This window comes from Cobetia sp. UCD-24C, from assembly GCF_001306765.1.
GTDB classification, from domain to species: Bacteria; Pseudomonadota; Gammaproteobacteria; order Pseudomonadales; family Halomonadaceae; genus Cobetia; species Cobetia amphilecti.
Genome location: NZ_LJTD01000004.1, coordinates 180658 through 204774, shown reverse-complemented (window position 1 = coordinate 204774; position 24117 = coordinate 180658). Strand labels below are relative to the sequence as shown.

General features: G+C 62.1%; 21 protein-coding genes. 6 read left to right on the top strand and 15 right to left on the bottom strand.

The genetic code is table 11. From position 1 onward, the window contains the following. The first annotated feature begins 1 nt into the window (after window position 1). From AOG28_RS07310 to AOG28_RS18865, 3 genes are read left to right on the top strand one after another with little or no spacing between them, the layout of a single operon-like run. Window positions 2-946, top strand: a complete 945-nt coding sequence (locus tag AOG28_RS07310; protein ID WP_054555884.1) for an ABC transporter permease — start codon at window positions 2-4, stop codon at window positions 944-946. Between the two features lie 7 nt (window positions 947-953). After that, on the top strand, window positions 954-1853 hold the full coding sequence (locus AOG28_RS07305) for an ABC transporter permease (RefSeq protein ID WP_043332303.1): 900 nt from the start codon (window positions 954-956) through the stop codon (window positions 1851-1853). A gap of 23 nt (window positions 1854-1876) precedes the next feature. Next, window positions 1877-3862, top strand: a complete 1986-nt coding sequence (locus tag AOG28_RS18865) for an ABC transporter ATP-binding protein (protein WP_152965359.1) — start codon at window positions 1877-1879, stop codon at window positions 3860-3862. Between the two features lie 392 nt (window positions 3863-4254). On the opposite strand, the gene AOG28_RS07295 is transcribed toward AOG28_RS18865, so the two are convergent. From AOG28_RS07295 to AOG28_RS07255, 9 genes are all read right to left on the bottom strand, one after another. Further along, window positions 4255-4602, bottom strand: a complete 348-nt coding sequence (locus AOG28_RS07295; protein ID WP_043332305.1) for a hypothetical protein — start codon at window positions 4600-4602, stop codon at window positions 4255-4257. A 77-nt stretch (window positions 4603-4679) separates the two neighbouring features. Beyond that, the gene (locus tag AOG28_RS07290) at window positions 4680-5018 is read right to left on the bottom strand and encodes a hypothetical protein (RefSeq protein ID WP_054555882.1); all 339 of its coding nucleotides are present in this window, start codon (window positions 5016-5018) and stop codon (window positions 4680-4682) included. 69 nt (window positions 5019-5087) lie between these two features. Beyond that, complete coding sequence (locus AOG28_RS07285; protein WP_054555881.1) at window positions 5088-5426, bottom strand: hypothetical protein; 339 nt, start codon at window positions 5424-5426, stop codon at window positions 5088-5090. A gap of 66 nt (window positions 5427-5492) precedes the next feature. Beyond that, window positions 5493-5837, bottom strand: a complete 345-nt coding sequence (locus AOG28_RS07280; protein ID WP_043334022.1) for a hypothetical protein — start codon at window positions 5835-5837, stop codon at window positions 5493-5495. A gap of 837 nt (window positions 5838-6674) precedes the next feature. Next, entirely contained in the window at window positions 6675-7769 is a 1095-nt protein-coding gene (locus AOG28_RS07275; protein ID WP_200906747.1) for an ADP-ribosylglycohydrolase family protein, read from the bottom strand. Between the two features lie 308 nt (window positions 7770-8077). After that, on the bottom strand, window positions 8078-9118 hold the full coding sequence (locus AOG28_RS07270) for an Ldh family oxidoreductase (RefSeq protein WP_200906746.1): 1041 nt from the start codon (window positions 9116-9118) through the stop codon (window positions 8078-8080). 31 nt (window positions 9119-9149) lie between these two features. Beyond that, window positions 9150-10478, bottom strand: a complete 1329-nt coding sequence (locus AOG28_RS07265) for a TRAP transporter large permease (RefSeq protein WP_054555879.1) — start codon at window positions 10476-10478, stop codon at window positions 9150-9152. Continuing rightward, window positions 10475-10990 (bottom strand): TRAP transporter small permease subunit, encoded by a 516-nt coding sequence (locus AOG28_RS07260; protein WP_054555878.1) that lies wholly within the window; start codon window positions 10988-10990, stop codon window positions 10475-10477. Before AOG28_RS07260 ends, AOG28_RS07265 begins: the two co-directional genes overlap by 4 nt. Window positions 10991-11071: 81 nt before the next feature. Next, window positions 11072-12130: a C4-dicarboxylate ABC transporter substrate-binding protein gene (locus AOG28_RS07255; protein WP_054555877.1), complete on the bottom strand. Its 1059-nt coding sequence runs from the start codon at window positions 12128-12130 to the stop codon at window positions 11072-11074. A gap of 333 nt (window positions 12131-12463) precedes the next feature. Between AOG28_RS07255 and AOG28_RS07250 the strand changes: the two genes are divergently transcribed. Continuing rightward, the gene (locus AOG28_RS07250) at window positions 12464-13072 is read left to right on the top strand and encodes a helix-turn-helix domain-containing protein (protein ID WP_054555876.1); all 609 of its coding nucleotides are present in this window, start codon (window positions 12464-12466) and stop codon (window positions 13070-13072) included. A 136-nt stretch (window positions 13073-13208) separates the two neighbouring features. Here AOG28_RS07250 and AOG28_RS07245 read toward each other — a convergent pair whose 3' ends face one another. Continuing rightward, window positions 13209-13610, bottom strand: coding sequence for an RcnB family protein (locus tag AOG28_RS07245; RefSeq protein ID WP_054555875.1), 402 nt, complete (start codon window positions 13608-13610; stop codon window positions 13209-13211). A 794-nt stretch (window positions 13611-14404) separates the two neighbouring features. Between AOG28_RS07245 and AOG28_RS07240 the strand changes: the two genes are divergently transcribed. Together AOG28_RS07240 and AOG28_RS07235 are read left to right on the top strand one after the other, a co-directional pair. Further along, window positions 14405-16165: a purine-cytosine permease family protein gene (locus AOG28_RS07240; protein ID WP_054555874.1), complete on the top strand. Its 1761-nt coding sequence runs from the start codon at window positions 14405-14407 to the stop codon at window positions 16163-16165. A gap of 139 nt (window positions 16166-16304) precedes the next feature. Continuing rightward, the gene (locus tag AOG28_RS07235) at window positions 16305-17786 is read left to right on the top strand and encodes a mannitol dehydrogenase family protein (protein WP_054555873.1); all 1482 of its coding nucleotides are present in this window, start codon (window positions 16305-16307) and stop codon (window positions 17784-17786) included. A 117-nt stretch (window positions 17787-17903) separates the two neighbouring features. On the opposite strand, the gene AOG28_RS07230 is transcribed toward AOG28_RS07235, so the two are convergent. The 5 genes from AOG28_RS07230 to AOG28_RS07210 form a co-directional block, all read right to left on the bottom strand. Beyond that, window positions 17904-18800, bottom strand: a complete 897-nt coding sequence (locus AOG28_RS07230; RefSeq protein WP_054555872.1) for a drug/metabolite transporter — start codon at window positions 18798-18800, stop codon at window positions 17904-17906. 323 nt (window positions 18801-19123) lie between these two features. Next, the gene (gene phnX / locus AOG28_RS07225) at window positions 19124-19942 is read right to left on the bottom strand and encodes a phosphonoacetaldehyde hydrolase (protein WP_054555871.1); all 819 of its coding nucleotides are present in this window, start codon (window positions 19940-19942) and stop codon (window positions 19124-19126) included. Between the two features lie 13 nt (window positions 19943-19955). Continuing rightward, window positions 19956-21095 (bottom strand): 2-aminoethylphosphonate--pyruvate transaminase, encoded by a 1140-nt coding sequence (locus AOG28_RS07220; protein WP_054555870.1) that lies wholly within the window; start codon window positions 21093-21095, stop codon window positions 19956-19958. A gap of 49 nt (window positions 21096-21144) precedes the next feature. Next, complete coding sequence (locus AOG28_RS07215) at window positions 21145-22833, bottom strand: putative 2-aminoethylphosphonate ABC transporter permease subunit (RefSeq protein ID WP_404326922.1); 1689 nt, start codon at window positions 22831-22833, stop codon at window positions 21145-21147. Then, window positions 22833-24071: a putative 2-aminoethylphosphonate ABC transporter ATP-binding protein gene (locus AOG28_RS07210; protein ID WP_082388450.1), complete on the bottom strand. Its 1239-nt coding sequence runs from the start codon at window positions 24069-24071 to the stop codon at window positions 22833-22835. The genes AOG28_RS07215 and AOG28_RS07210 overlap by 1 nt, the downstream gene beginning before the upstream one ends. Between the last annotated feature and the right edge of the window lie 46 nt (window positions 24072-24117).

The following is a 24117-nucleotide window of genomic DNA, read 5'->3' as shown; positions in this document are numbered from 1 at the left end:
GATGTGGGCAATGCTGTTGCAGCGCTGCCTGTATGGCGGCTTCACGCTGGTCTTCGTGGCCTGCGTGGTGTTCTGGGTGATCGAGATGCTGCCCGGCGACTTCTGCGTCAACTATCTGGGGCGCAGCATGACACCGATCAATCTCGCCCAATGTCGCGCCGAGCTTGGCTTGGATACGCCGGTGACGACACGCTTCGTCAGCTGGTGGGGGCAGTTGCTGAGTGGTGATTTCGGCACCTCGCTGACCAGTCGTGCACCGGTCAGCGATACCTTGATGCCACGTCTGGCCAACACCTTGCTGCTGGGCGGCATCGCGACCGTGATGGCCATCCCGCTGGCCATCCTGCTGGGGCTGATCGCGGCGCTCAAGCGCGACAGCTGGATCGACTCCAGCCTCTCCAGCCTGGTGCTGATCGCCATGACGGTGCCGGAATTCATCAGCGCCACCCTGCTGACCCTGGCCTTCGCCATCTGGCTGCCGTGGTTCCCTGCCATCACCGTGGCCGGTGCCAATGAGAGCCTGTGGAACCTGCTGCCCGGTGTCTGGCTGCCCGCCATCACGCTGGCGCTGGTGGCCATGGCACACATGATGCGCATGACCCGCTCCAACACCATCAGCGTGATGGACAGCGACTTCATGAACATGGCGCGTATCCGCCAGCTGCCGCGCTGGCGTCTGGTGATCCGCCATCTGGCGCCGGCCGCCCTGCTGCCGACCATCAGTCTGGCCGCCATGACCATCGCCTGGCTGCTGGGCGGCGTGGTGATCGTCGAACAGGTATTCAACTATCCGGGGCTGGGGCGCCTGATGATCTCGGCCATCAATGACCGCGACATGCCGGTGGTGCAGGCCTGCGCACTGGTGCTCTCCGTCACCTATGTGCTGTGCAATCTGGTCGCCGACATGCTGGTCATCGTGCTCAATCCCAAACTCAAGACAGCCTGAGTCACTCATGAACGCTTCTTCCTCGACGACCGCACGCGGCCCGCGACTGGCCCTGGCCAGCCTGCCGGGACAACACACCCTGGCGCTGCTGTGGGCCAATCGCCAGGGTCGCCTGGGCCTGGTGCTGATCGGCCTGCATCTTCTGCTGGCCGTCGCTGGCCGCTGGCTGGCGCCCCATGACATTTCCGCGGGTGACAGTCTCGCTTCACTGCTGCCCCCCAGTGCCGAACATTGGCTGGGCACCGACCAGCTCGGCCGCGATGTCCTCAGCCGCACCCTGGCCGGGGGCCGCGAGGCCATCTACACCTCGCTGCCGGCCGCCGTGCTGGCCGTGGTATGGGGCAGCGCCTGCGGCATGCTGCTGGCCATCATCGGCGGGCGGGTCGAGAACATTGCCATGCGTCTGGTGGACGCCCTGCTGTCGATTCCCTGGCTACTGTTCCTCTTGCTGGTCATCGGCGTGATGGGCCCCGGCCCGCTGGTCTTCATCCTGACTCTGGGCATCTTCTATGGCGTGGCGGTGGTGCGCGTGATGGTCACGGCGTGCCGTGAAGTGCTGTGCCTTGACTATATACAGGCCGCACGACTGCGCGGCGACAGCCTGATGCGTCTGCTGTGGCGCGAGATCAAACCCAACGTGCTCGACACCATCCTCGTCGAGCTGGCGATGCGCTGGTCCTGGGCATTGCTGGCCTTCAGCTCGCTGTCGTTTCTCGGCTTCGGCGTCTCCCCGCCGACCCCGGACTGGGGGCTGATGGTCGCCGATGGCCGCGGCTTCATGTCGTTTGCGCCCTGGGCCGTGCTGCCGCCCATCGTGGCGCTGTCCAGCCTGATCATCGCCATCAATCTGGTCGCCGACACCCTGGCCAAGACACTGGGCATCGACCGTGCGGGGCGCCCCGAATGATTCCGAACTCCAAAGGTGACGCCATGACGGACAACGCCGTGATCCGCGTTCGCGATCTCAACATCGGCTTTCATGATCGCCAGCAGACCTGGCGACCCGTGCTGCGCGGTATCGACCTGAGCCTGGGCCAGGGCGAGATTCTGGGTCTGGTGGGCGAGTCCGGCAGCGGCAAGAGCACCTTGGCCACGGCCATGCTGGGTCTGTTGCGTCGGGGCAGCCTGGTACGCACCGGCGAGGTGAGTGTCGCCTCACCTGCGCCCGCCTCTGGCTCCACTTCTGCCACTGCCTCCACCTCTGCCACTGCCACTGCCACTGCCACTGCCTCTACAAGTCATGCCCCTCTTCACGACGAGCACCGCCAGCTGAGCTTTCATCATCAACCGGGGCGCTGGCTGGGCGAACTCAGGCTCGGGCTGGTGTCCCAGCATGCCGAAAAGGCCATGACGCCTCACCTCACGCTCGGCAGCCTGCTGTGCGAGACGCTGTTGTCACAGGGCGTGAAAGGCAAGGCGGAACGCGAACAGCAGGCCGTGGCATGGCTGCGACGCGTCCACCTCCCTCACCCCGAAGTGCTGATGCAGCGCTATCCGCACCAGCTTTCCGGCGGACAGCAGCAACGCGCCAGTCTGGCGCTGGCCCTGGCACAACGCCCACGAGTGCTGGTGATGGATGAGCCGACCACCGGCCTGGATGCCAGCACCCAGAATGAGATTCTGGCGCTGTTGGCCTCGCTGCGCGCTGAGCTGGGCATGAGTATCATCTTCGTCAGTCATGATCTGGGCGCGGTATCTCACCTGTGTGACCGAGTAGCGGTGATGTACGCCGGTCAGCTGGTGGAGGTCGCCGCGACTCGCGACTTCCTCAACGGCCCGCGCCACCCCTATGGTCACGCGTTGCTGGCCGCGACTCCGGGCAGTCAGTGCTATCGACCTGACGCCGCGCTGGAAGGCACGCCGCCCCTGGTGGGAAGCGCCATCAAGGGCTGTGCCTTCGCACCGCGCTGTCCGCGCGCAAGTGTAACGTGCCGTGACAGCGTGCCGAGCTGGCAAGGGCGCTACGCCTGTCATCATGCGCTGGAGGGTCATGAATCAGTGGGCAGGGCGCATGCGGAGAGCGGAAAAAGTGCGGAAAGTTCGGAAAATGCGAAAAGTAACGCAGCAACCGATGAGCGGGCCGAACGCGTAAAGAACGACTCGCAGCCAGCCACGTCGCTGGACATCGCGCCGCTGCTGGCCGTGGAGTCACTGAACCTGTGCTATCGCACGCCCGGCTGGCTGGCGCGCCTGCGTGGTGAAACGCCGGCACTCACCGTCAGCGATGTGGCATTCTCGCTCCAGCAAGGCGAGACGCTGGCCTTGATCGGCGAATCCGGCAGCGGCAAGACCTCGATACTCAAGGCGCTGGCCGGCCTGCTCTCCCCCGTCTCCGGACAGCTCAGTCTGCGTCAGGAGTCCTTGGCGGGATTGGTCGCCGAGCGGCGTCCGGTGCAGCGTCAGAAGATCCAGTACATCTTCCAGCATGCCAGCACGGCACTGAATCCTCGTCTGACCGTGTTCGAATCTCTCGCACCGGTGCTGTCTCGCTGGTTCGATCTCAAGGGCGATGGCGCCCGCCAGCGTGCCCAGTCATTGTTGGAAGAGGTGCGCCTGCCCGCGCTCTATCTGGACCGTCTGCCCAGCCAGCTGTCGGGGGGCGAGCAGCAGCGCGTCGCCATCGCCCGCGCGCTGGCCGCCGAGCCCGATATCCTGCTGTGTGACGAGATCACCTCGGCGCTGGATGTCTCGGTACAGGCGGCCATCATTCGCTTGCTGCAACGCCTCAAGCGTGAGCGCGGCCTGAGCCTGGTCTTCGTCACCCATGACCTGGGGCTGGTCAGTCATTTCGCGGACCGCGTACTGGTGCTGCGCAATGGCCGCACCGAGCATCTGGGAGATGTCGCAAGCCTCGCCACAGGGGACCTGCCGCCCTATGTGCAAACCCTGATGGAGGCCAAGCTGGTCGCGGCATGACCCGGCTTTCTGTCCCACCATTCTGTCCCGCCCGCCTGTCCCGGCTGCCTCTCCCTGCTGCGGATCATCGCTGCTGATTACCTTCATGCAACGAAAAAAGCCCACCAATGGCGGGCAGGGAATGTCGGGACAGGACATTCAGGACAGGAAAGCGTTTGAGCAAGGGCTCTGCAGTTGACGACGAGTGCGCACTTCCACACTGGCTTCCACTCAGCCAAAACACTTGCTCAAGCGTTCTTCTCTCTCACGTATTCTTCTCTGGGACACTGACCATCATGACGCGACACGATGGTCAGTGGGTCCATTCAGCAACTGACAGGGGCAAGTCGATGGCATATCGGCATCCTTGGCTGTCTTGCAGAGTCGGAGGATGTTCATCCGCCGACGAGAGATCATGCGCTTTCGTTCAAGGCATGCTCGACGCGTGTGGCAGAGACACTCTTGCCGGCATCGTTGACGTAATCAGCCGAATCGCTCGCCAGTGCACGGGTGGTGCCCTGAATGCCGGCGTTGCTGATGGACTTCTGGACGCGACTGGCAGCGACACTCATGCCGGTTTCCACGGCGTCATCGTGATGCAGTGCGGCTTGCTGAGTCACCGGCTGTGCCTGGCCCATGATCACGCGATCACTGAGGGTGGCACGGACGCGGGCATCGGCTTCGCTGTCATTGGCAGAGGCCACGCCAGTGGCGGCAACGGACAATGCGGCAATGGCAAATAGAGACTTGAGGGATTGCATGGGGGGTCTCCTGTCGAAAAAGGTCATGTCAGTGCAGACACCTGGCCTGCAAGCGCCTGACGCAGACGTCGGGCGTCTCAGACGTTGACATCGCTCACGGCGTGACGAACACGGGTGCCGGCAACGCTATCGCCGGAATCATTGGCGACATCGAATTCCTGCAGATGGATGGAGCGATCATGGCCACGGATCTCGTCGTCACCGGATGCCACCTGGAAACGGCCAGCAGCGGTGCTCATGCCGGTTTCCGCGAAGGTCGCCTGGACGGTCGGAGCTTGCTGGGCAGAGCCATGGATGACGCTGTCACTGACGTTGTGCTGGACGCGCTTGGCAGCCGGGCTATCGTCGGCGGCGAAGGACGCAGTGCTGACGGTGGCGAGTGCGGCAGCGGCGATCAGAGTCTTGAGAGTGTTCATGGTGTATCTCCTCGATAAAAAGCAAAGCGATGATCAGACCCGGAAATCCGGGTCAGGCTTGACGATGGTTCAGACGTTGCTGTCGTTCAGGGCATGCTGGACGCGAGTCGCTGCGACACTCTTGCCGGCATCGTTATCGAATGCCTGGCTGGCAGTGGCCACGGTGTGCGACTGACCATGGATGCGATCGGCACTGATGGACTGCTGAATGCGACCTGCCGCGACGCTCATGCCGGTTTCCGCGAAGCTGGCTTGCTGGGTAGCGGCTGACTGAGCGGTGCCGACGACGACGTCCTGGCTGATGGACTGCTGGACACGCTGGGCGGCCGGGCTGTCATCCGCGGCGAAGGTGGCGGTGCTGACGGTAGCGAGAGCGGCGGCGGCGATCAGAGTCTTGATGGTTTTCATGATGAATCTCCTCGATGAACAATGTGGTCAGTGGGCGTGAGTGCCCGGGCAAGACGGCTGAATGGCTCAGACGTTGCTGTCGCTCAGAGCGTGCTGAACGCGGGTAGCAGCGACACTCTTGCCGGCGTCATTGTCGAAGGCCTGCTCGCGGCTGACGGTGGCAACACCCTTGCCTTCGATGGCGGACTGATTGAGGGCAGTCTCGACACGACCTGCGGCAACGCTCATGCCGGTATCGGCGAAGGTGGCCTGGGCAGTCGGTGCCTGCTGGGCAGTGCCGACGACGACGTCCTGGCTGACGGACTGCTGAACACGCTGTGCGGCCGGGCTGTCATCCGCTGCGAAGGAGGCAGTGCTCACGGTAGCGAGAGCGGCGGCGGCGATCAGAGTCTTGAGGTTCAGAGTTTTCATGATGATTTTCCTTTGCTTGTCCTGGGCGATGTTGCCCTTGTGATGTCGTGTGCAGTCTCGGCTGCACCCGTCTAACTTGTTAACAGACTAATGATTATTGCGCTATCACACTAGCCATGTCGCTGGCAGCTCACTGTTTCCATCAAAGAACCAGATTGCGATGCCTTGTCATTGCCTCGGTACCCGTAAGTGGTGAAGTCCCTCACCACGCAAAACCCCTGCAAGCTTTTTGCATCACTTCTGTACAACTATGAAGGTGCATGTCGCCAGTGATCGAATGCCGATCAGTCACTCAGGTCTGCTACGGTACCGCTGCCTGACACTTCAACTTTGGTCGCGATCATGAGGAAGGCATTCGTCAGCAGTATGTCTTTCTATCCTGCTGAAACCCTCACCGTTGTGCTTGTAGAGTCTTACGCTTGCGCCAACGGGTTGGATGCATGCCATCTTCAAAAAAGTGGAAGGCGTCTTGACAGGCGCCAGCCATCGACCGAATCCAGACTGCCGTTTCGTGCAATGTGGAATGAGCGCATTGTGGACGAAACCCGCCACGCGAGATATCCCTCCACTGGAACAGCATTGATTCCAATCACGAACCAATGCGTCACTCACCTGACCAGCTGGACAGACACTCATCTACGACTTTGGTAATAAGCATAGTATTATCAACCGCTTACGAAGCCCGTGGACGCCCTCTCAAGTCACCTGTTGCAAGCGCTCCCTGCGCCTCTGCGCTCCCCTTGCATCGCGACGGGCCATGAAAACTGTTGTCCAGACACCAAAACGCGGAGCCATTGGAAGATGGCTCCGCGTTTTTTCATGCTGCTGCACCGCGCCTCAATAGCCCGGGTATTTCTCCCAGGCCCACTTTTCATCCTTGCCCCCACCATCGGTGTAGAGCTCCCAGCGGGGGCAGTCGTGCAGGTCTTTGGCGATCTCGCCGATCACATCATGCAGTTCAAGGGGCGCCAGCCAGTCACTCGGTATCGCCTCCTCGCCCCATTGCGCCCCGAGCAGATTGCCCGTGATGGCCCCGGTGGAATCCGAATCTCCGTCGTGATTGACCGCGAGCTGAATCGCAGAGCGGAAATCCCGGGCAGTGAGCGCGCAGTAGACAGCGATTGCCAAGGCTTCTTCCGCGATCCACCCCAGCCCCAGCAATACCACTGCGGCCGGTGCCGACGTCTCGGACTCGGCCAGGGCGCGGGCTTGCTCCAGGGCTTGCAGGGTGTCACCACATCCCGGCTTGCGCTCGAGAATACACAGGGCATGCGCGAGTGCCTGTGCCATCGAATCCCCCGCCACCAGACACTGGATCATCACCGCCAGCACGCCGCCGGTCAGCTGGCCGGTGACGTGCCCATGGGTCAGCGCACAGACCTCTTCTCCGAGTTCGAAGCACATCTCATGGGAGGCTCCCATCGCATGCGCGAACAAGCCGACAGGTGCCACACGCATCACCCCACCACAGCCCTTGCTGTCGTTCTGCGCCTTGTCACCGTAGGCACGCATCTGCTTGAGCGCTGACAGGCATGTCATGCCCGGGGCGCGCCGCGAATGGAGCCCGCGTTGCTTGATCAGCCAGCCACTGTCCAACCATTCCTGCTCGGTCTCCTGCCGCGAGCGTTCGCCCTGGGTGTAAAGCCAGCGCTCGTAGGCGCTGCTGACCAGACCACTTTGCGTCGTGATGCCTCTCAAGCAGCCACGCACATGACTGCGCAGCAGGCCCTCGGCAGTAAACAGCGTCATCTGCGTATCATCGGTAATCCGCCCCAGCCCACCATAGGCCGGTGCATAGTCGGCTATCCCATCACTGCCGAAGCGCGCCTGGATCTCCTCGTGCGACAGGAATTCCACCGCCGCCCCCAGGGCGTCACCCACCGCACCACCCAACAGGCAACCACGAAACCGCGATGTCATCTCAAGCGTCATGTGCCTCTCCCCTGCGTGACCTTCAGGTGACGTCAGCCACCCTCAATACGCCTTACGCTATCAGCATCTGCGCATTTGCTGAAAAGCCGGCTCAACCAGTGGTGCACATATTCAGGCAGAACTGGATGGGCGCTCAGTATCGGCAGGCGTGAGGTTGGCAGCACCGAAGACAACGCCGATGACAAGCCCGACGACAGAGACCCTCATACAGTAACGGCCGCCCAGGGGCGGCCGTTCTTCTTCATGCAGTTGTGACTTTCCGCTGTGTGCTCTCAACGATCACTCTGCTGCTCGGTCTACACGGAGGTTCATGAGGCCAGCTTGAGGATATCGTCATACAAGGCTCTCGAAAGCGTGACGCCCTCTTCTTGATGCTTATGGCGAGCCTTGAAACGACGCTCGGAGGAGAGCCTTGCGCCCTGCTGCTTCACGAGTTCGAACAGCCTTTCAGAGCGCAGCATGTGCTGCTGGGTGCTGCCGCCCGTGAGGCGCGCGGGATCTATCGCGATGATCAACTCCCCATGATACGGCAGGCTCCCCTTGCCCTGATCGTGTTCGCTGGACTCGATACTCAGCATGTCGCCGATCAGCGGCCCTGCAATCAACTCGATCATGATCGCCAACGCAGAGCCCTTGTGATCGCCGAAGGGCAGCATCGCGCCATGGTCCAGCACTTCCGTCGGGTCCTGTGACGGCTCGCCCTCTCGATCGACACCCCAGCCGAGCGGAATCTTGTCCCCCTGGCGACGATGCAGCTCGATATCGCCGCGCGCGATAGCACTGGTGGCGAAGTCGAATACGTACGGGTTTCCGTCCTCACGCGGCCAGCCAAAGGCGAGGGGATTGGTCCCCAGCAGAGGCTGACTGCCACCATACGGCGCCATGTACGACTGTGTCGGATTGCAGGCGATAGCGACCAGTCCTTCACGCGTCAGCCGCTCGATCTCTACCCACAATGCCGTGCCATGCACGCAATGATTGATGGCCAGAATGGCAATGCCATTGGCTCGCGCCTTGCTGAGCAGTTCAGGTACGCCCTGCTGGAAGGCCAGCGACGAGAAGCCACCCTTGGCATCCACCTTGACGATGGAAGGCGCCGTATCCTCGACCACCGGCACGGCGTCCGGCACCACTCCGCCATTGTTCAGCGTCGCGACGAACCCCATCAGGCGATAGAGCCCATGGGAGCGACAACCGTCCATTTCCGCCGCCACCAGCGCATCACTCATGGCAGCGACGTGTGGCTCACTGAAGCCATGATGGCTCAACACCTTGTGACATAGCGCCTTGAGCGCTGCCCGATCGAGATTGACGTCCATTCCTGTCTCTTCCTGTGTTGCATCACTCATACGAACTCATTCCTTTCCAATAAGGTGTCCATCATTTCCATGACGGCCCGCTGATGGCATCAGGCAACCACAGCGCCAGTCCCGGGAAGGCCAGGATCAGCGCCAACACCACCAGCTGCAGGAAGATGAAGGGCATCACCCCCTTGTACATGTGCTTCAGCGTCACTTCAGGAGGCGTGATGGCACGCAGATAGAAGATGGAGGGCGCCAACGGCGGTGTCAGATAACTCGTCTGCATCACGATCAGGAAGGCCACGCAGAACCAGATCTCATCGAACCCGAGCAGGCCGATGACCGGCATCGCCACGGGGATGACGATCAGGACCACCGAGATCATGTCGAGCACGAAACCGGCCAGGAAGGCGATCAGCAGGATGGCGCCAAGAATCAGCCACGGGCTCAAGCCGGTATCCAGCAGCAACGACTGAACGGTGGCCATCCCGCCGGAGGCGAAGAAGACGCCCGCGAACATGTTGCCGCCCAGCACGATCAGCAGAATCATCGCGGTGATGTTGAGTGTGCGTACCGCCGCGTTCCACAGGATGGACAGCGTGAGATTGCGATACCCCAGTGCCAGCAATACGGAGCCGAGCGCCCCACAGGCCGCCGCTTCCGTCGGCGTGGCGATGCCCATCAGAATCGTGCCCAGCACCACCAGGATCAGACTCATGGTCGGCAGCAGCGCACTCAGGGTAATGGTGAGCAGCTTGCCCCACCCCGGATGCTGCTCATCTTCCTTGAGTCGCGGCGCAAGGGCTGGCTTCAGCGCACAGACCACCACGATATAGAGGAGGAACAACAGCGCCATCAACAGGCCCGGGATCAGCAGACCACTGAACAGTGATCCGACAGAAACGCCGGCCACAGGCCCGAGAATGACCACGGTAATGGAAGGCGGAATCGCCGTGCCCAATGAGCCACTGGCACAGATGGTGCCGGATATCAGCGACTTGTCGTAGTGATGCTTGAGCATGACCGGCACGGCCAGCATGCCGATCACCGCTTCGGTGGCCCCGACGACACCACTGGCGGCGGCGAAGATGGTGCCCATGATGACCGCACCGACGCCCAGCCCGCCGGGCATCCGGCGTGTCCATAGATGGATGGCACCGAACAGTCGCTCGGCAATGCCGGAATTCTCGAGCATCGCGCCCATGAAGATGAACAAGGGCACGGCAGCCAGAATGGAGTTGGACGCCGTATCCTCGATCTTGGTCAGCAGTTGATAGGCCGCGGCATCCCCGAACTGGGCAACACCAAAGACGGTAGCGACAACGATCATCGAAAACGCGATCGGGAAACCAAGCACGATCAGAGCGATGAGCGCAGGGAACATGATGAGGGCAATGAAGTCGCTCATGAGGACACCTCCGCGCCATGATCATGGCCCAGCAGTGTGCTCCAGAGCTTCAACATCTCCGCGATCACCTGCAGCGTCAGATAGACAAAGCCCAGCCACCACACGCCGAAGACCGGCCAGATCACCGGATTCCAGGCAGAACGCCCGGAGCGCTCATTGCTGGAGAACGCCTCGAGCGCATAGAGCCACAGCTCCCAGACAAGCCACATCAGTACCGGCAGCAACACCGCATAACAGGCCAGATGAACTCCAGCTCTGAGACGCGGTGCAAAATTCTGGCTCAACACATCCACACTGACGTGCTGGCCGACACGCAGGGCATTTGCCATGCCAAGCATGAAGATGGCGCCCATCACCATGTAGCTGACTTCAAACGCCCATAAGGTGGGCTTTCCCAGCACATAACGACTGAAGACTTCATAGACCAACGCAAGCACCAGCGGCAGTATCAAGACTGCCCCCAGATACCCGGCCCAGCGGGTCTGGCGCTCAATGACAGCGACGATTTTCATGGCAACTCACCAGGATGACGACAAGGAAAGAGCCCGGGCGGTACAGGTATCGCCCGGGCCAGGGACATCATTAAAGAGGACTCAGCGTCCCATTTCCCCGATCGGCAAACGATAGTCCTGCCAGGTCATCATGCTCTGCTTGAAGGTACGTTGCGACTCAAGCACACGTGCGAACCACTCATTCTCGCCCGCCTTCTCATCTTCCCAGGCACGGGTCTCTTCGTAGATGGCATCGATGAAGGATTGATCCAGCTGCACGATTTCGTTGGGGCCTTCCTCCAGTTCCTTGAAGGCCTTGAGATCGGCAAAGGAGCTATCCAGCCAGGACTCGAACACGCTCAGCTTGCCCGCGAGACGCAACTGGCTCTGCTGGGCTTCGCTCAGGCCATCCCAGGCATCGACATTCACTTCACACTCAAGAATGCCGCCCGACTGATGGATGCCGGGCAAGATGACGTACTGCGCCACATTCTGGAAACCCGTCGGCTTGTTGAGCTCAGGACTCCCCCACTCCGCCGCATCAATCACACCGCGATCCAGCGCCGTATAGATGTCACTGCCGGCCATCACCACGGTAGAGGCCCCAAGGCGTGAGGCGATTTCAGCCCAGGCACCCGATGTTCTCAGGCGCAGTCCCTGGAAGTCTTCAAGAGTCTGCACCTTCTTGCTCGAGTGCAGGAATATCTCGGTGCCCAGGGTCGAGCACGGGAAGGCCACGACGCCGAATACCTCGCGACGGAAGGCTTCATAGAGCTCGACGCCGCCGCCCTCGTACATCCACAGCATGAATTCTTCCGGCGTCAGGCCGCTGGAGTGCCCGGCCAGCAGCGCTGCCGTCGGGTCAGTTCCGTAGTCATAGTTGATGTAGTTATGGCTGATCTGTGCAACACCGGACTTCACGGTGTTGGTGACACGCAACGCACCACCCAAGGTGCCGCCGGGGAACACCTGGATGCTCACGTCACCATTGGTCAATTCGTTTGCATAGTCCGCGAAGGTCTTGGCATCCCGTTCAAGCCAGGGCCCACCGCCCCACGGAGTCGCCATCTTCCACTCGGTGTCCGCCGCCTGAGTCGTGGCAGTCGCCAACAGACTGGCAGCGATACCCATACCGAGGAGCTGTTTCTTGAAGTTGTACATTATTGTTTTCCCAAGATTATTTTAATTAGAGTGCAATGCTATGCGTACCTGCAGGCGAATGCCTGATACAGGCTGAGGCCTGATACATGCCCAGTGAGCGGCCACTGTCGATTGCGCATTCGCCTCCACAATTGCATATACGCAATATTGGGTCAAATATGGATATCAGGCTCGACATTTTGCTCATGGAAGCCCTAAATGGACCCCATCATGGCGTTCATGCCTCTCCCTGCCGCAGCATGACCTGAAAGCTCGTGCTCGTGCTCTTGCGCTACACGAGCATAGGCAACGACAGACGCCACCCAGCAGACAAACTCGATGGAGCACGCTGACATGACACCCCACCAGGAAACGCCGATCGCTCTGAAGCACAGAGAACGCAAGGCAGGCGCCATTGGTGACAACCTCAAGGCACTACGCAAGGAGAAGGGGCTGACCATCGCGGCCGTGGCCAGCGCGTCGGGCATCTCGGCGGCCAGCGTGTCGAGAATCGAGAATGGACGCATCTCACCGACCTTCGAGGCGATCGTGAACCTCGCCAAGGGCCTGAACGTGGATGTCAGCGAGCTGTTCTATCACACGGAGGACACGTCATTTCGGGGTTGGCTCGCGTTGACGCGAGCGCAGGAGGGAGACGTCATCGAGACGCCCAACTACCGCTATCGACCGCTTTGCAACAATGTGGCGTCCAAGGAATACATGGTATTGGAAACCACCGTGCTCAATCGCAGTCTCGAGGAGTTCGGCGGCCTGCAAAAACATTCCGGCCAGGAACAGATCATCGTGACCAGCGGCGAGGTGACGGTCTGGACCGAACTCTACGACCCCATCCAGCTCAAGGTCGGTGACAGCCTGGCCTTCGACAGCACCCTCGGACACGCCATCACCTACAACGGTGACACCCCGGCGACCATGACCTGGGTATGCAGCGCCTACGCCTGAGAATGCTGCCCAGGCCTGACGTGCGTTGGCAGCCTCGCCATGTCAAAACGTGAACGACTAGCACGAGAAAGGGCCTCACTGGAGGCCCTTGTCTTTGGTCTTGCTGACTTACTGACCTATGAACACGCGGCTGGAATCAGCGATTGAGAATGATGGCAGTGATCGCGCCACCCGCCACCGCGGCCAGCACATAGCGCCCATCGATGTTCAGCCAGCGATGCCCACGCGGCGGCTTGGATAGGTGGCGATGGTGCCAGTCCTTCACCCAGTAGCGGCTGTCGGAATAGTAATGACGCGGCAGGTGGTCGCCACGGCGCCACTGGTGATGATGTCGCGCCTCATGACGGTGGCGTTCATGGTGACGCTTCTGCTTATAGTGCTTCTTGTGATGTTTTCCGTGATGATGATGGCCGCGGTCGTGGTGGCCATGCCCACGGTCATGATGCCCGTGGCCTCTATCGTGCGGTCCTGCCTGAGCCAGCGGGGCTCCCAGCAGCGTGAATATCATCATCAGAATGGTCAGTGTGCGCGTTCGCATGGCTGGCCTCCTCGCCTTGCCCCGTCGCCAATCAAGCGCCGGGAGTCGTGTTGGGGCTTCCTGGTTAGGAAACAGTGTTGCGCAACCTTAGCGAGAACTGGGGAACGCCGCAAGATGTCTCATTTTTCTCGTTCTTTGTCGTTATTTCATGCACTTTCCGTCGCATTGTGCCGAAACCGATGTCGCCACTGACTAACACCCACCTTTATATGCCGCCACCTCTATAGTGCTCTTTCGCAGCGACCCGACTTTCGCTGCCCATTTCGCTGCCCTCTCCGCTGCCCCATTTCCCCTTTCGACTCCCGGGCCTCGGGCCTCGAGCCTCGATCAGGACACTGCCGAGGCATGGCAAGAAAGCGACGATGCCTGGTACGCCGACCGCACCACATCGGTGCAAGACCACCCTCAGAGTTGTGAGATATCTAGCCCTGGATCGTTGGCCGTTTTAGCCAGGACACAATGCCTCAGGCGCCGAACGGGGTGTGAGAACGGAAAAATTCATTTTGCTGAATCGTGTCATTGAATCGAGACACCTTCGCGCAAGCCCAGATTTCATACGGTCTTCAGCGTTTTCCAGACTTCCATAGCCATGATCACTCGAGGTCATAGCCCAAAGTTCAAGCACGCGGGCTTTGCGTTTTGATGACCATTCACCGATCATTTGCACCACACCTGAGTCATTTGATCGATAATAGACGATCTACCCTCGTCATCGCCGACAGGATCGCCAAGGCGGCTGCGTGACATCTCGGGTAGGAGCAGCAAGACAAGCCGTAAAAAAACAGGAGCCAATCATGGCCAGTACTGCGCCAGATTTGGATCGGCAGATCGCCCATATGGACGATGAGCTACTGCCGGTGCCACGTCATAAACTGCACCGGTGGCCGCACTTTGCCGGTCTCTATGCCGCCGAGCACGTTGCCGCGACCGAGTTCGTCATCGGTGCCACCTTCGTGGCGCTCGGTGCCGGTATCTGGGATATCCTGCTGGGCCTGCTGATCGGTAATGGCCTAGCAGTGCTCAGCTTCTGGTTGATCACGACGCCAATCGCGATCGAGACCCGTCTGAGCCTCTTCACCTATCTTCACCGTATTGCCGGTGATTCGATGTCACGGCTCTACAACTGGGCCAACGTGGTCATATTCACCGCCATATCGGCGGCCATGATCACCGTTTCCGCCACGGCGGTCAGGCTGCTGTTCGACATTCCGGCCCAGACCCAGGCCTACCCCACCAGCTTCGAGTTCATCCTGCTGGCACTGGCCGTGGCGGCCATCGTAGTGCTGGTCGCGGTCTATGGCTTCAACGCCCTGACCGAATTCGCCAGTATCTGCGCCCCGTGGCTGATGCTGATGTTCACCGTCGGCGGCATGGTTCTGCTGCCGGAACTGGCGGAGTCCGTCACTGGTGAAACCAGCCTGAACAGTTTCTCGAGTTTCATTGATGTCGCCGGCAGTACCGTCTTCACCGGGATCAACTCCCAGGGCGAAGCGGGCATCGGCATCTGGGAAGTCATCGGCTTCTCCTGGGCGGCCAATACCTTCTCCCACTTCGGTCTGATCGACATGGCGCTGCTGCGCTATGCCAAGCGCATGCGCTCCGGCCTTGCGACCAGCACCGGCATGATGTTCGGCCACTATGTCGCCTGGATCTCCGCCGGCCTGATGGGCGCGGCCACCGCAGCCGTCGCCGGTATCAGCATCGATGTGCTGGAACCGGGCGAAGTGGCGTTGCACGCCCTGGGCGCCGCTGGCTTCGTGATCGTGGTCGTCGCAGGCTGGACCACGGCCAACGCCAACCTGTACCGCGCGGGCCTTGCCGCCCAGTCGGCCATGCCGAACCTGTCGCGCAACAAGGCGACGCTGGCCGTGGGTATCTGCGTTGCCGTGCTCAGCTGCTTCCCGTTCGTCTATCGCAGCATGCTGCCGCTGCTGACCTATGCCGGTCTGGTACTGGTGCCGGTCGGCGGGATCATCTTCGCTGAGCATCATCTGTTCCCGAAACTCGGCTTCAGCCGTTACTGGGCGCGCTACAAGGGGGTGAAGCACAACACGCCGGCACTGGCGACCTGGGCGCTGTCACTGATCTTCGGCTTTGGCCTCGAGATGGTCGATGTGATTCCGTTCTACTACCTGTTCCTGCCGACCTGGTTCGTCTCCATCATCCTCTACACCCTGATGGCCAGATCTGCCGGTGCTGCCGCCTCCTACCCGAAAGCCGAAGCGGCCGAGCGGGAATTCCAGGAGCGCGTCGAAGCTCTGCACGCCAAGCAGGCCGAGACGACCAACCACGCACCGGTCAAGGACACTTCGGGTCTGACCAAGGCCATCAAGGCCGTCTGGATGGTGCTGGGCCTGGCGGTGCCGATGGTCCTCGCGCTGCGCGTGCTGTTCGGTAGCCCGGACCTGGCCAGCTATGAAGCGAATCGTGAGATGTTCTATGACGTGACCATCTGGTCGACGATCATCTACTTCATCTTCGCGTACTGGGAGCTGCAGCGCAGCAAGGCGCTGTTCAACAAGCAGTCCCCGAAGCAAGCGGCCACCGCTAGCTGAGTCGGCAGGGGCTAGCCCCCTGCCATGCCAGCGGCGAAGGTAGCCTGAATCACACGGGTGACCTTCGCCGCTGGCCGTTACGACCTACCCTTTCTTTACCCATCTCGACTCGACCGCGACACGCGGCAGGAGACCTCCCATGACCCGTCTCTCCAATGCCAGTCTGACTCAGCTGGACGCCAAGGTAGCCACTCCGAACTATGACCGCACTGCGGTCAGCGCCGGTATCGTCCACTTCGGCGTGGGCGGTTTCCATCGTGCGCACCAGGCCATGTACCTCGACGAGCTGATGAATCAGGGCAAGGCGCTGGACTGGGGCATCGTCGGCGTCGGCGTGATGCCGGGTGATCGCCGCATGCAGGAAGCCCTGGCCTCGCAGGACCACCTCTACACCGTGGTACTCAAGCACCCGGACGGCAACTATGAGCCGCGCGTGGTGGGGTCCATCATCGATTACCGCTTTGCCCCTGACTCCCCGGATGCCGTCATCGAGCTGATGGCCGACCCGGCGATCCGCATCGTCTCGCTGACCGTCACCGAAGGTGGCTACAACTTCCACCCGGTCACCGGCGAATTCAATCTCGAGAACGCCGACGTCCAGCACGACCTGGCCAACCCGGGGGAAGCCAGGACCAGCTTCGGCCTGATCACCGAAGCCCTGGCACGTCGTCGCGAGCGTGGCGTCGCCCCGTTCACCGTGATGTCCTGTGACAACATCGAAGGCAACGGCAACGTCGCTCACAAGATGTTCACTGCCTACGCGCGTGCACGTGATGCAGAACTGGCGGCATGGATCGAAGCCGAAGTGCCCTTCCCCAACTCCATGGTCGACCGCATCACGCCGGTGACCACGCCGGCTGACATCGAAGAGCTGTCCTCACGTTTCGGCGTGGAAGACGCCTGGCCGGTGGTCTGCGAGCCCTTCACCCAGTGGGTGCTGGAAGACCACTTCGCCAATGGCCGCCCGGCCTTTGAAGATGCCGGCGTGCAGCCGGTGGAAGATGTCGAGCCCTATGAGCTGATGAAGCTGCGTCTGCTCAACGCCGGTCACCAGGCGCTGTGCTACTTCGGCTATCTGGCCGGCTATCGCTACGCGCATGAAGCCTGCAACGACCCGCTGATCGTCGACTTCCTGCTCGGCTACATGAACGAGGAAGCTCGCCCGACGCTGGCTCAGCTGCCGGGTATCGATCTCGACGCCCATTGCCGCACGCTGATCGAGCGTTTCGCCAACCCGGAAGTCAAGGACACCCTCGCGCGTCTGTGCGCCGAGACCTCCGACCGCATTCCGAAGTTCCTGATCCCGGTGGCACACGCACAGCTCAAGACCGACGGCGAACTGCGTCGTACCGCAGCCGTCGTGGCCAGCTGGGCACGTTATGCAGAAGGCGTGGACGAGCAAGGCGAGACCATCGACGTGGTCGATCCGCTGAAGGACGAGCTGATGGAGCGTGCCAGCCGTCAGCGCGAAGAGCCGACTGCCTTCCTGGACAACCGTGAACTGTTCGGTGATCTGGTCGACCAGCCGCGCTTCCGCGACGCCTACCTGGCAGCGCTGAAGAGCCTGCACGACAACGGCGCGCGCGCCACGCTGGAAATGCTGGTGGCAGACGCCAAGTAAGCATGGCGGTGCAGGGGCTCACGACAACGTGATGCCCCGCTAGCACCCGCAGAAAGACAAAAGCGAGACAGGCAGCCGCCTGTCTCGCTTTTTTTGTACCTCACGCCACCCCTTTCCTCACACCAGCGCAACGGTCCACAACCCCGCCAGCATGATGACGATGCCGATCCACTTGGCGATGGCCGCTCGCTCGCGCAACCAGAGCACCCCGAGCATCACGCCCAGCGGGATCGACAGTTGACGCATCGCCACGACGAGGCTGACCTCCGCCGTCAGCGTCATGGCAACCAGCACCAGTCCGTAAGTCGCCATCACCATCACGCCGGTCAGCACCATGCTGCCCCGCTCTCCCTGCCATAGCGCAGGCAGACGGCGACGCTCTGCCGGCAGCAACATCACCAGCAGCGCGCCCCAGGCGACGGTCATGATGGCCTGCAACACCAGAAAGACAGCGCCCGCCGAGGTGGGCGAGTAGCCGACACTCACCATGATATCCAGTGCCTGCTTGTCGATCAGCGAATAGCCGGTGGTGCCGACTGCTGCCAGCAGCGCGAACCCCAACGCGGGCGTCAGGTAGGTCGAGGGGCGCAGGCCCTGCGGACTGCTCAAGGGCAGCACCAACGCGCCGAGCACGATCAGCCCCATCCCGACCAGATCCAACGTCGTCAGTGCCCGACTGCCCAGCAGACTCAGCGACACCAGCGGCACCAGCACCACCGGCAAGGCCCGCGCGATGGGATACAGCACACTGACCTCGCCGCGCGCATAGGCCCAGGCAAGTCCGCCCATGTAGAGCACCTGACAGAGTCCGGTGGCCACCAGCCAGCCCCAGAATTCACCGGGCAGCACGGCAAACGACGGCCCCAGCCCCAGCAGCGGCGCAAAGATCAGCGCACCACTGGCCATGGCCAGCATGAAGAAGGCCAGCGACGGCGCCCGCCCCTTGCCGAGCAGATTCCAGCCGGCATGCAGACAGACCGAGATCAAGATGAGTCCCAGCGCCAGTGGGCTCAAGAGGCGCTCACGGCAATCGTGTGGGCTTGAGCTTGAGCTTGAGCTTGAACATGAAATTGGGCTTGGGAGTGAGCTTGCCCGTGCATGGGGACGGGCATGCGGAAATTACGGGCTTTCAGGGCAACCAGGCGGCAATCGCCAATGAGCATATGTCCTTACCTTTTGCAGGAAGGCGCCAGCCTCCAGGCCTGGTACAAGGGCCCGGGGCTGGCGCCTGAGGGGGTGGAGTGAAGTGGTGGGGTGAAGTAGTAGATCAAGGTGGGTGAGCGAGGTGACAGGCAATGCAGCGCCAGGCCTGGCATCGCCGCCCCGTCACCAGGTTGTCAGGGGCGCTCGCCGCGCGCCAGACGCGCTTCGATCTCGCGGATCACCTCGGGCAGCTGCGCGATGGTGTCGATCATGAAGTGCGGCCCGGACGGTGCGAACTGGGCTTCGATGGCGCTGCGCCTTTCGTTGAGCTCTGCTTCTGACAGGGCCATGAACGCCGCGTGATCCAGCCCCATGGCGTTGCCGGAGCAGGTCAACGCGACCGTCCACATGCCGGCACTGCGACCTTCCAGCAGCCCCGGCGCCGTGTCATCCACCTTCACACAGGCCGCCACGTCAGTGATGCCCAGCGCGATGACATTGGCCAGAGACTGCGCCGGAGAGGGTCGCCCCTTGGGCACCTCATCGGTGGCCACGACATGATCCACCACCAGCCCATTGCCCTTGCCCCGTGCGACCACCTGCTCGAGCACCTCGCGGGGGTAGCCGGAGCAGGAGCCGATCTTGATGCCCTTGTCGCGCAACCCGTTGATGACCTCAAGCGCGCCGGGAATCAGTGCGGAGTGCGCCCCGATCTTGTCGATCTGCAGCGGCATGAAGCGCTGATAAAGCGCCGTGACATCGGCATCACTGGGGGCGTGGCCACAGGCCGCCTCGAAACGGGCCGCGATCGCAGGGTCATCACACAGGGTGCGAATGTGTTCCCATTTGCCCATGCCCATCGGGCCGCGCGCCTCTTCCAGACTGATGGCCACGCCGATTTCCGCGAAGGCCTCGACGAAGATCTGGGTCGGCGCGAAGGAGCCGAAATCCACCAGGGTGCCGGCCCAATCGAAGATGGCAGCCTGCAGACGATCCGGGGTGTGATATTGCATGACAGTTCTCCAGTCAGTTGAGTGCGACAGCGTCAGCGAACGGGCGGGCATCGTCGACACCCAGGGTGGCCAGCGCGTCATCCACGGCGGCCAGAAGTTGATCCATCACGCGGACATCCAGCTGCCCGATGCTGCCGATGCGGAAGCTCTCCACGTCGGTGAGCTTGCCCGGGTAGATGATGAAGCCACGTGCCTTGAGCTCGGCGTAGAAACGTGAAAAGTCGAAGTCCGGGTGTGCCGGGCTCAGGAAGGTGGTGATGATCGGCGACAGCCAGGCATCGTCGAGCAGAGTCGTGAAGCCGCGCTGACGCATGCCTGCCACCAGTCGCTGCATGTTGGCGTGATACCGGGCGTGGCGGCCCGCGACGCCGCCCTCCTCGGCGTGTTCCTTCAGCGCCTGGTGAAACGCCGCCACCACGTGAGTCGGCGGGGTATAACGCCATTGGCCGGTGCGCTTGAGGTACTGCCATTGATCGTGCAGGTCCAGCGACAGCGAGTGACTACGCCCCTGTGCCGCCTGCAGCGCATCACGCCGGGCGATCACGAAGCCGAACCCCGGCACCCCTTCGAAGCATTTGTTGGCCGAGGAGATCAGCGCCAGAAACGGAGTACGTTGCGCATCGATCTCCAGCGCCCCGAAGCCACTCATCGAATCGAGGATCAGCTCACGACCGTGTGCTGCCACCACCTCGGCGATGTCCGCCACCGGATTGAGCATCCCGGAGCTTGTCTCGCAGTGAATCATGGCGACATGACCGATCTCGGGCCTTGCCGCGAGTCTGTCGGCCACGGCCTTGGCACACGGCGCCTCGGCATCGCCCCACGCCAGCACGTCGCAGTCGCGTCCCATGCGGGTCAGCAGACTGAAGAGCCGCTTGCCATAGGCGCCATTGACCAGCACCAGCGTCGTACTCGTCGGCTCGATCAGACTGCCCAGCGCCGCCTCGACCGCGAAGGTACCGCTGCCCTGCATCGGCACGCACTCATGGTGCTCACTGGCATTGGCACAGCGGAGCAACTGCTGGCAGATCTCGGCGGTCTTGGTGTTGAAGTCCTGATCCCAGGAGCCCCAGTCCTTCATCATGGCGGCCTTGACGCTCGCACTGGTGGTCAAGGGACCGGGAGTCAGCAGGTACGGATGTTGAATACTCATTGGTATATACCAGTTAATTTGCACAAAAAAAAGACGGCCAACGGCGTAATCAAGTCGCCTGTCGCCAGCGTTGGGCACGGGTCAACAGCAGATGGCTGACCACCGCATGCAGCAGCTTGACGCCCAGACAGGTGAAGAAGATCAGCACTGCCATGGCGGCCGCGCTGGCGAAGTGCCCGGCTTCGTCGAGATGCATCACCGCGATGGAGGCCAGTCGGGTATCGCTGTTGTAGAGAAATACCACTGCCGAGACGGTCGTCATCGCGTTCATGAACAGATAGGCCGAGATATCCAGCACTGACGGCAGAGACACCGGCAAGGTGATGCGGCAAAAGGTCTTCCAGAACGGCACCTTGAGTGAGGCACCGACCGCCTCGAATTCCCCATCGAGCTGCTTGAGCGCAGTCACCGAGGTCAGGTGGCAGACGGTATAGAAATGCACCAGGGTGTTGAGCACCAGAATCGCGAAGGTGCCGTAGATCCAGTTCAGCGGGTTGTCGGCCTGATTGAAGTAGAAGATGTAGGACAGACCCAGCACCATGCCCGGCACGGCCATCGGCATCATCGCCATGAAGTGCAGCCCTTGGCGCAGCGGGCGATAACCCTGACTCTTCTCGGTCAGCCAGGCGTTGAAGAAGATGACCAGCGTGCCGATCAAGGTGACCCAGAAGGCCAGCGTCAGCGAGTTGAGCCACGCGTCCCAACCACCGCCCGCCAGCGCCTTGAAGGCGTAGTGATCGAGGGTCAGGCTCAGGTTGTAGGGCCAGAACTGCACGAGCGAGGCATAGATGGCGGTGCCGATCACGGCCAGAATCGCGGCGGCCACGCCATAGCAGAGCAACGCGAAGACCCAGTCACGCAGCGGGCTTGGCGTCGGCTGCCAGGGCACGGCGCGCGCCGAGAGCTGCGCGACCTGACGGCGCTGGATCCAGCGGTCCACCGCGAAGGACAGCAAGGCCGGCAACAGCAGGATGACGCTGACCACCGCGCCCATCTGGAAGTTCTGCTGCCCCACCACCTGACGATAGACATCGGTGGCCAGCACACTGAACTGCCCGCCGATGATCTTCGGCACGCCGAAATCGGTGATCGCCAGCGTGAAGGCCACGAAGGCACAGGAGATGATGCCGTAGCGCGCGCCCGGCAAGGTGATGGTCAGAAAGCTGCGCCATTTGGGCGTTCCCAGCGCATCCGCGGCTTCATAGAGACGGGCATCGCTGTTGCTGAGCGCCGTCATCATGATCATCAGCGCATGCGGGAAGATCCAGAAGGTCATGCCCATCACGATGCCGATGGGGCCGTAGATGCTCTCCCCCAGCAGCACATCCTTGAACCAGCCCTGATTGCCGAACAGATACACCAGACTGATGGCTGGCAGCAGTGACGGAGCCAGTAGCGGCAGGATGGACAGCATGCGGAAGACGCGCTTGCCCGGCATGCAGGTGCGGGTGATGCCGTACGCGCACAGGAAGGCCAGACTCACCACCGTCAGGGTACTGATCAACGCGATGCTGACGGAATTGATGATCGAGCCGACCAGCGCCGGCGTCTGCACATAGCGCGCGAAGTTGGCCAGGCCGACGAAGTCGCCGCTGCGGTCCTGCACGCTCTTGATCAGCATGGTGGCCAGCGGCAACAGCAGCCCGATGACCAGCAGCGCCAAGGCCAGCAGCAACATCAACAGACGCAAGCCGGACTCGCCTGACAGCCGACCCGACAAGGGCAATGCGCGCGCCATCATGCCTGCGCCTCCACCAGCGGGTACAGGCGGATCGCCTCGGACGGCAGACGCACACCCACCCGGGCACCGACCCGCACGCCCAGTGACTCGCTGTCCTTGAGCGCCACATCCGCCGACAGTGTCTGCCCACAGCCCTCAAGCGTCAGAGTGATACGCAGGAAGGCGCCGAGAAACTCGACGTGCTCCACCTGCGCCAACAGCCCCTCCCCCACTGCGCACAGCGAGACGGCTTCCGGGCGAATGGCCAGACGCGCCTGATCCAGGCCTTCCAGATCATGCGCCGCGCATTCCAGTCGCTGCTGGCCCAGACGCAGGGTACTGGCGTTCTCGGGACAGCATTGCAGGAAGTTCATGCTGCCGATGAATTCGGCCACGAAGGCGCTCGCCGGCTGACGGTAGATCTCGGCGGGGGTGCCGATCTGCTCGATCACACCATGGTTCATCACCACGATGCGGTCCGCCATGGCCAGGGCCTCTTCCTGGTCGTGGGTCACCATGATGGTGGTGACGCCCAGCCGTGCCTGCAGTGCCTTGATCTGACTGCGCAGATGCAGGCGTACGCGCGCATCCAGTGCCGACAGTGGCTCATCGAGCAACAGCAGCCCCGGCTCGGTCGCCAGCGCCCGCGCCAGTGCCACGCGTTGCTGCTGGCCCCCGGACAGTGCCGCCGGATACTTGCCTTCACTGCCGGCCAGGTCCACCAGGGCGAGCAGTTCCGTCACGCGGCGGCGCATCGCGTCACGCGCATCGCGCCGATTGCGCAGCCCATAGGCCACGTTGTCGAACACGGTGAGATTGGGGAACAGCGCATAGGACTGGAAGACGATGCCGAAGTCGCGCGCCTGCGGCGGCAGACGCGAGATGTCCTGGCCGCGCTGGTGGATAGTGCCTTCGCTCTGCGGCGCAAGCCCGGCGATGGCGCGCAGCAAGGTGGTCTTGCCACAGCCGGAGGGGCCGAGGAAGCACACGAACTCGCCTTCGCGGATCGCGAGGTCGATCTCGCTCAGGGCCGTGAACTGGCCATAGCGCTTGGTGAGGCCGCTGATCTTGAGGTGAATACTGTCTGACGACGCAGAACGCGTGGCGAGTGCCTGAGGCGCTGCGTCACGCGCAGGCGCCCGGGCTGCAGGGGCGGATACCGCGCGCGGCGAGGCGCCGGCAGTCGCTGGCGGCGCTTGACGCGAGGCGTGATGACGCGGGGCGTGATGACGCGGGGGGGCGGTCACAAGAGACATGCGAGAAACTCCCGACCCCGGCGCAAGGCGCCGGGGCAATGACGAA

Bases quoted from the DNA above. Each gene is read 5' to 3' on its own strand.
- AOG28_RS07260 (WP_054555878.1), bottom strand. From the start codon at position 10,990: ATGAAAATCGTCGCTGTCATTGAGCGCCAGACCCGCTGGGCCGGGTAT.
- AOG28_RS07290 (WP_054555882.1), bottom strand. From the start codon at position 5,018: ATGAACACTCTCAAGACTCTGATCGCCGCTGCCGCACTCGCCACCGTC.
- AOG28_RS07220 (WP_054555870.1), bottom strand. From the start codon at position 21,095: ATGAGTATTCAACATCCGTACCTGCTGACTCCCGGTCCCTTGACCACC.
- AOG28_RS07235 (WP_054555873.1), top strand. From the start codon at position 16,305: ATGACCCGTCTCTCCAATGCCAGTCTGACTCAGCTGGACGCCAAGGTA.
- AOG28_RS07280 (WP_043334022.1), bottom strand. From the start codon at position 5,837: ATGAAAACTCTGAACCTCAAGACTCTGATCGCCGCCGCCGCTCTCGCT.
- AOG28_RS07210 (WP_082388450.1), bottom strand. From the start codon at position 24,071: ATGTCTCTTGTGACCGCCCCCCCGCGTCATCACGCCCCGCGTCATCAC.
- AOG28_RS07265 (WP_054555879.1), bottom strand. From the start codon at position 10,478: ATGAGCGACTTCATTGCCCTCATCATGTTCCCTGCGCTCATCGCTCTG.
- AOG28_RS07275 (WP_200906747.1), bottom strand. From the start codon at position 7,769: ATGACGCTTGAGATGACATCGCGGTTTCGTGGTTGCCTGTTGGGTGGT.
- AOG28_RS07305 (WP_043332303.1), top strand. From the start codon at position 954: ATGAACGCTTCTTCCTCGACGACCGCACGCGGCCCGCGACTGGCCCTG.
- phnX (WP_054555871.1), bottom strand. From the start codon at position 19,942: ATGCAATATCACACCCCGGATCGTCTGCAGGCTGCCATCTTCGATTGG.
- AOG28_RS07215 (WP_404326922.1), bottom strand. From the start codon at position 22,833: ATGGCGCGCGCATTGCCCTTGTCGGGTCGGCTGTCAGGCGAGTCCGGC.
- AOG28_RS07295 (WP_043332305.1), bottom strand. From the start codon at position 4,602: ATGCAATCCCTCAAGTCTCTATTTGCCATTGCCGCATTGTCCGTTGCC.
- AOG28_RS07270 (WP_200906746.1), bottom strand. From the start codon at position 9,118: ATGAGTGATGCAACACAGGAAGAGACAGGAATGGACGTCAATCTCGAT.
- AOG28_RS18865 (WP_152965359.1), top strand. From the start codon at position 1,877: ATGACGGACAACGCCGTGATCCGCGTTCGCGATCTCAACATCGGCTTT.
- AOG28_RS07255 (WP_054555877.1), bottom strand. From the start codon at position 12,130: ATGTACAACTTCAAGAAACAGCTCCTCGGTATGGGTATCGCTGCCAGT.
- AOG28_RS07310 (WP_054555884.1), top strand. From the start codon at position 2: ATGTGGGCAATGCTGTTGCAGCGCTGCCTGTATGGCGGCTTCACGCTG.
- AOG28_RS07285 (WP_054555881.1), bottom strand. From the start codon at position 5,426: ATGAAAACCATCAAGACTCTGATCGCCGCCGCCGCTCTCGCTACCGTC.
- AOG28_RS07245 (WP_054555875.1), bottom strand. From the start codon at position 13,610: ATGCGAACGCGCACACTGACCATTCTGATGATGATATTCACGCTGCTG.
- AOG28_RS07240 (WP_054555874.1), top strand. From the start codon at position 14,405: ATGGCCAGTACTGCGCCAGATTTGGATCGGCAGATCGCCCATATGGAC.
- AOG28_RS07250 (WP_054555876.1), top strand. From the start codon at position 12,464: ATGACACCCCACCAGGAAACGCCGATCGCTCTGAAGCACAGAGAACGC.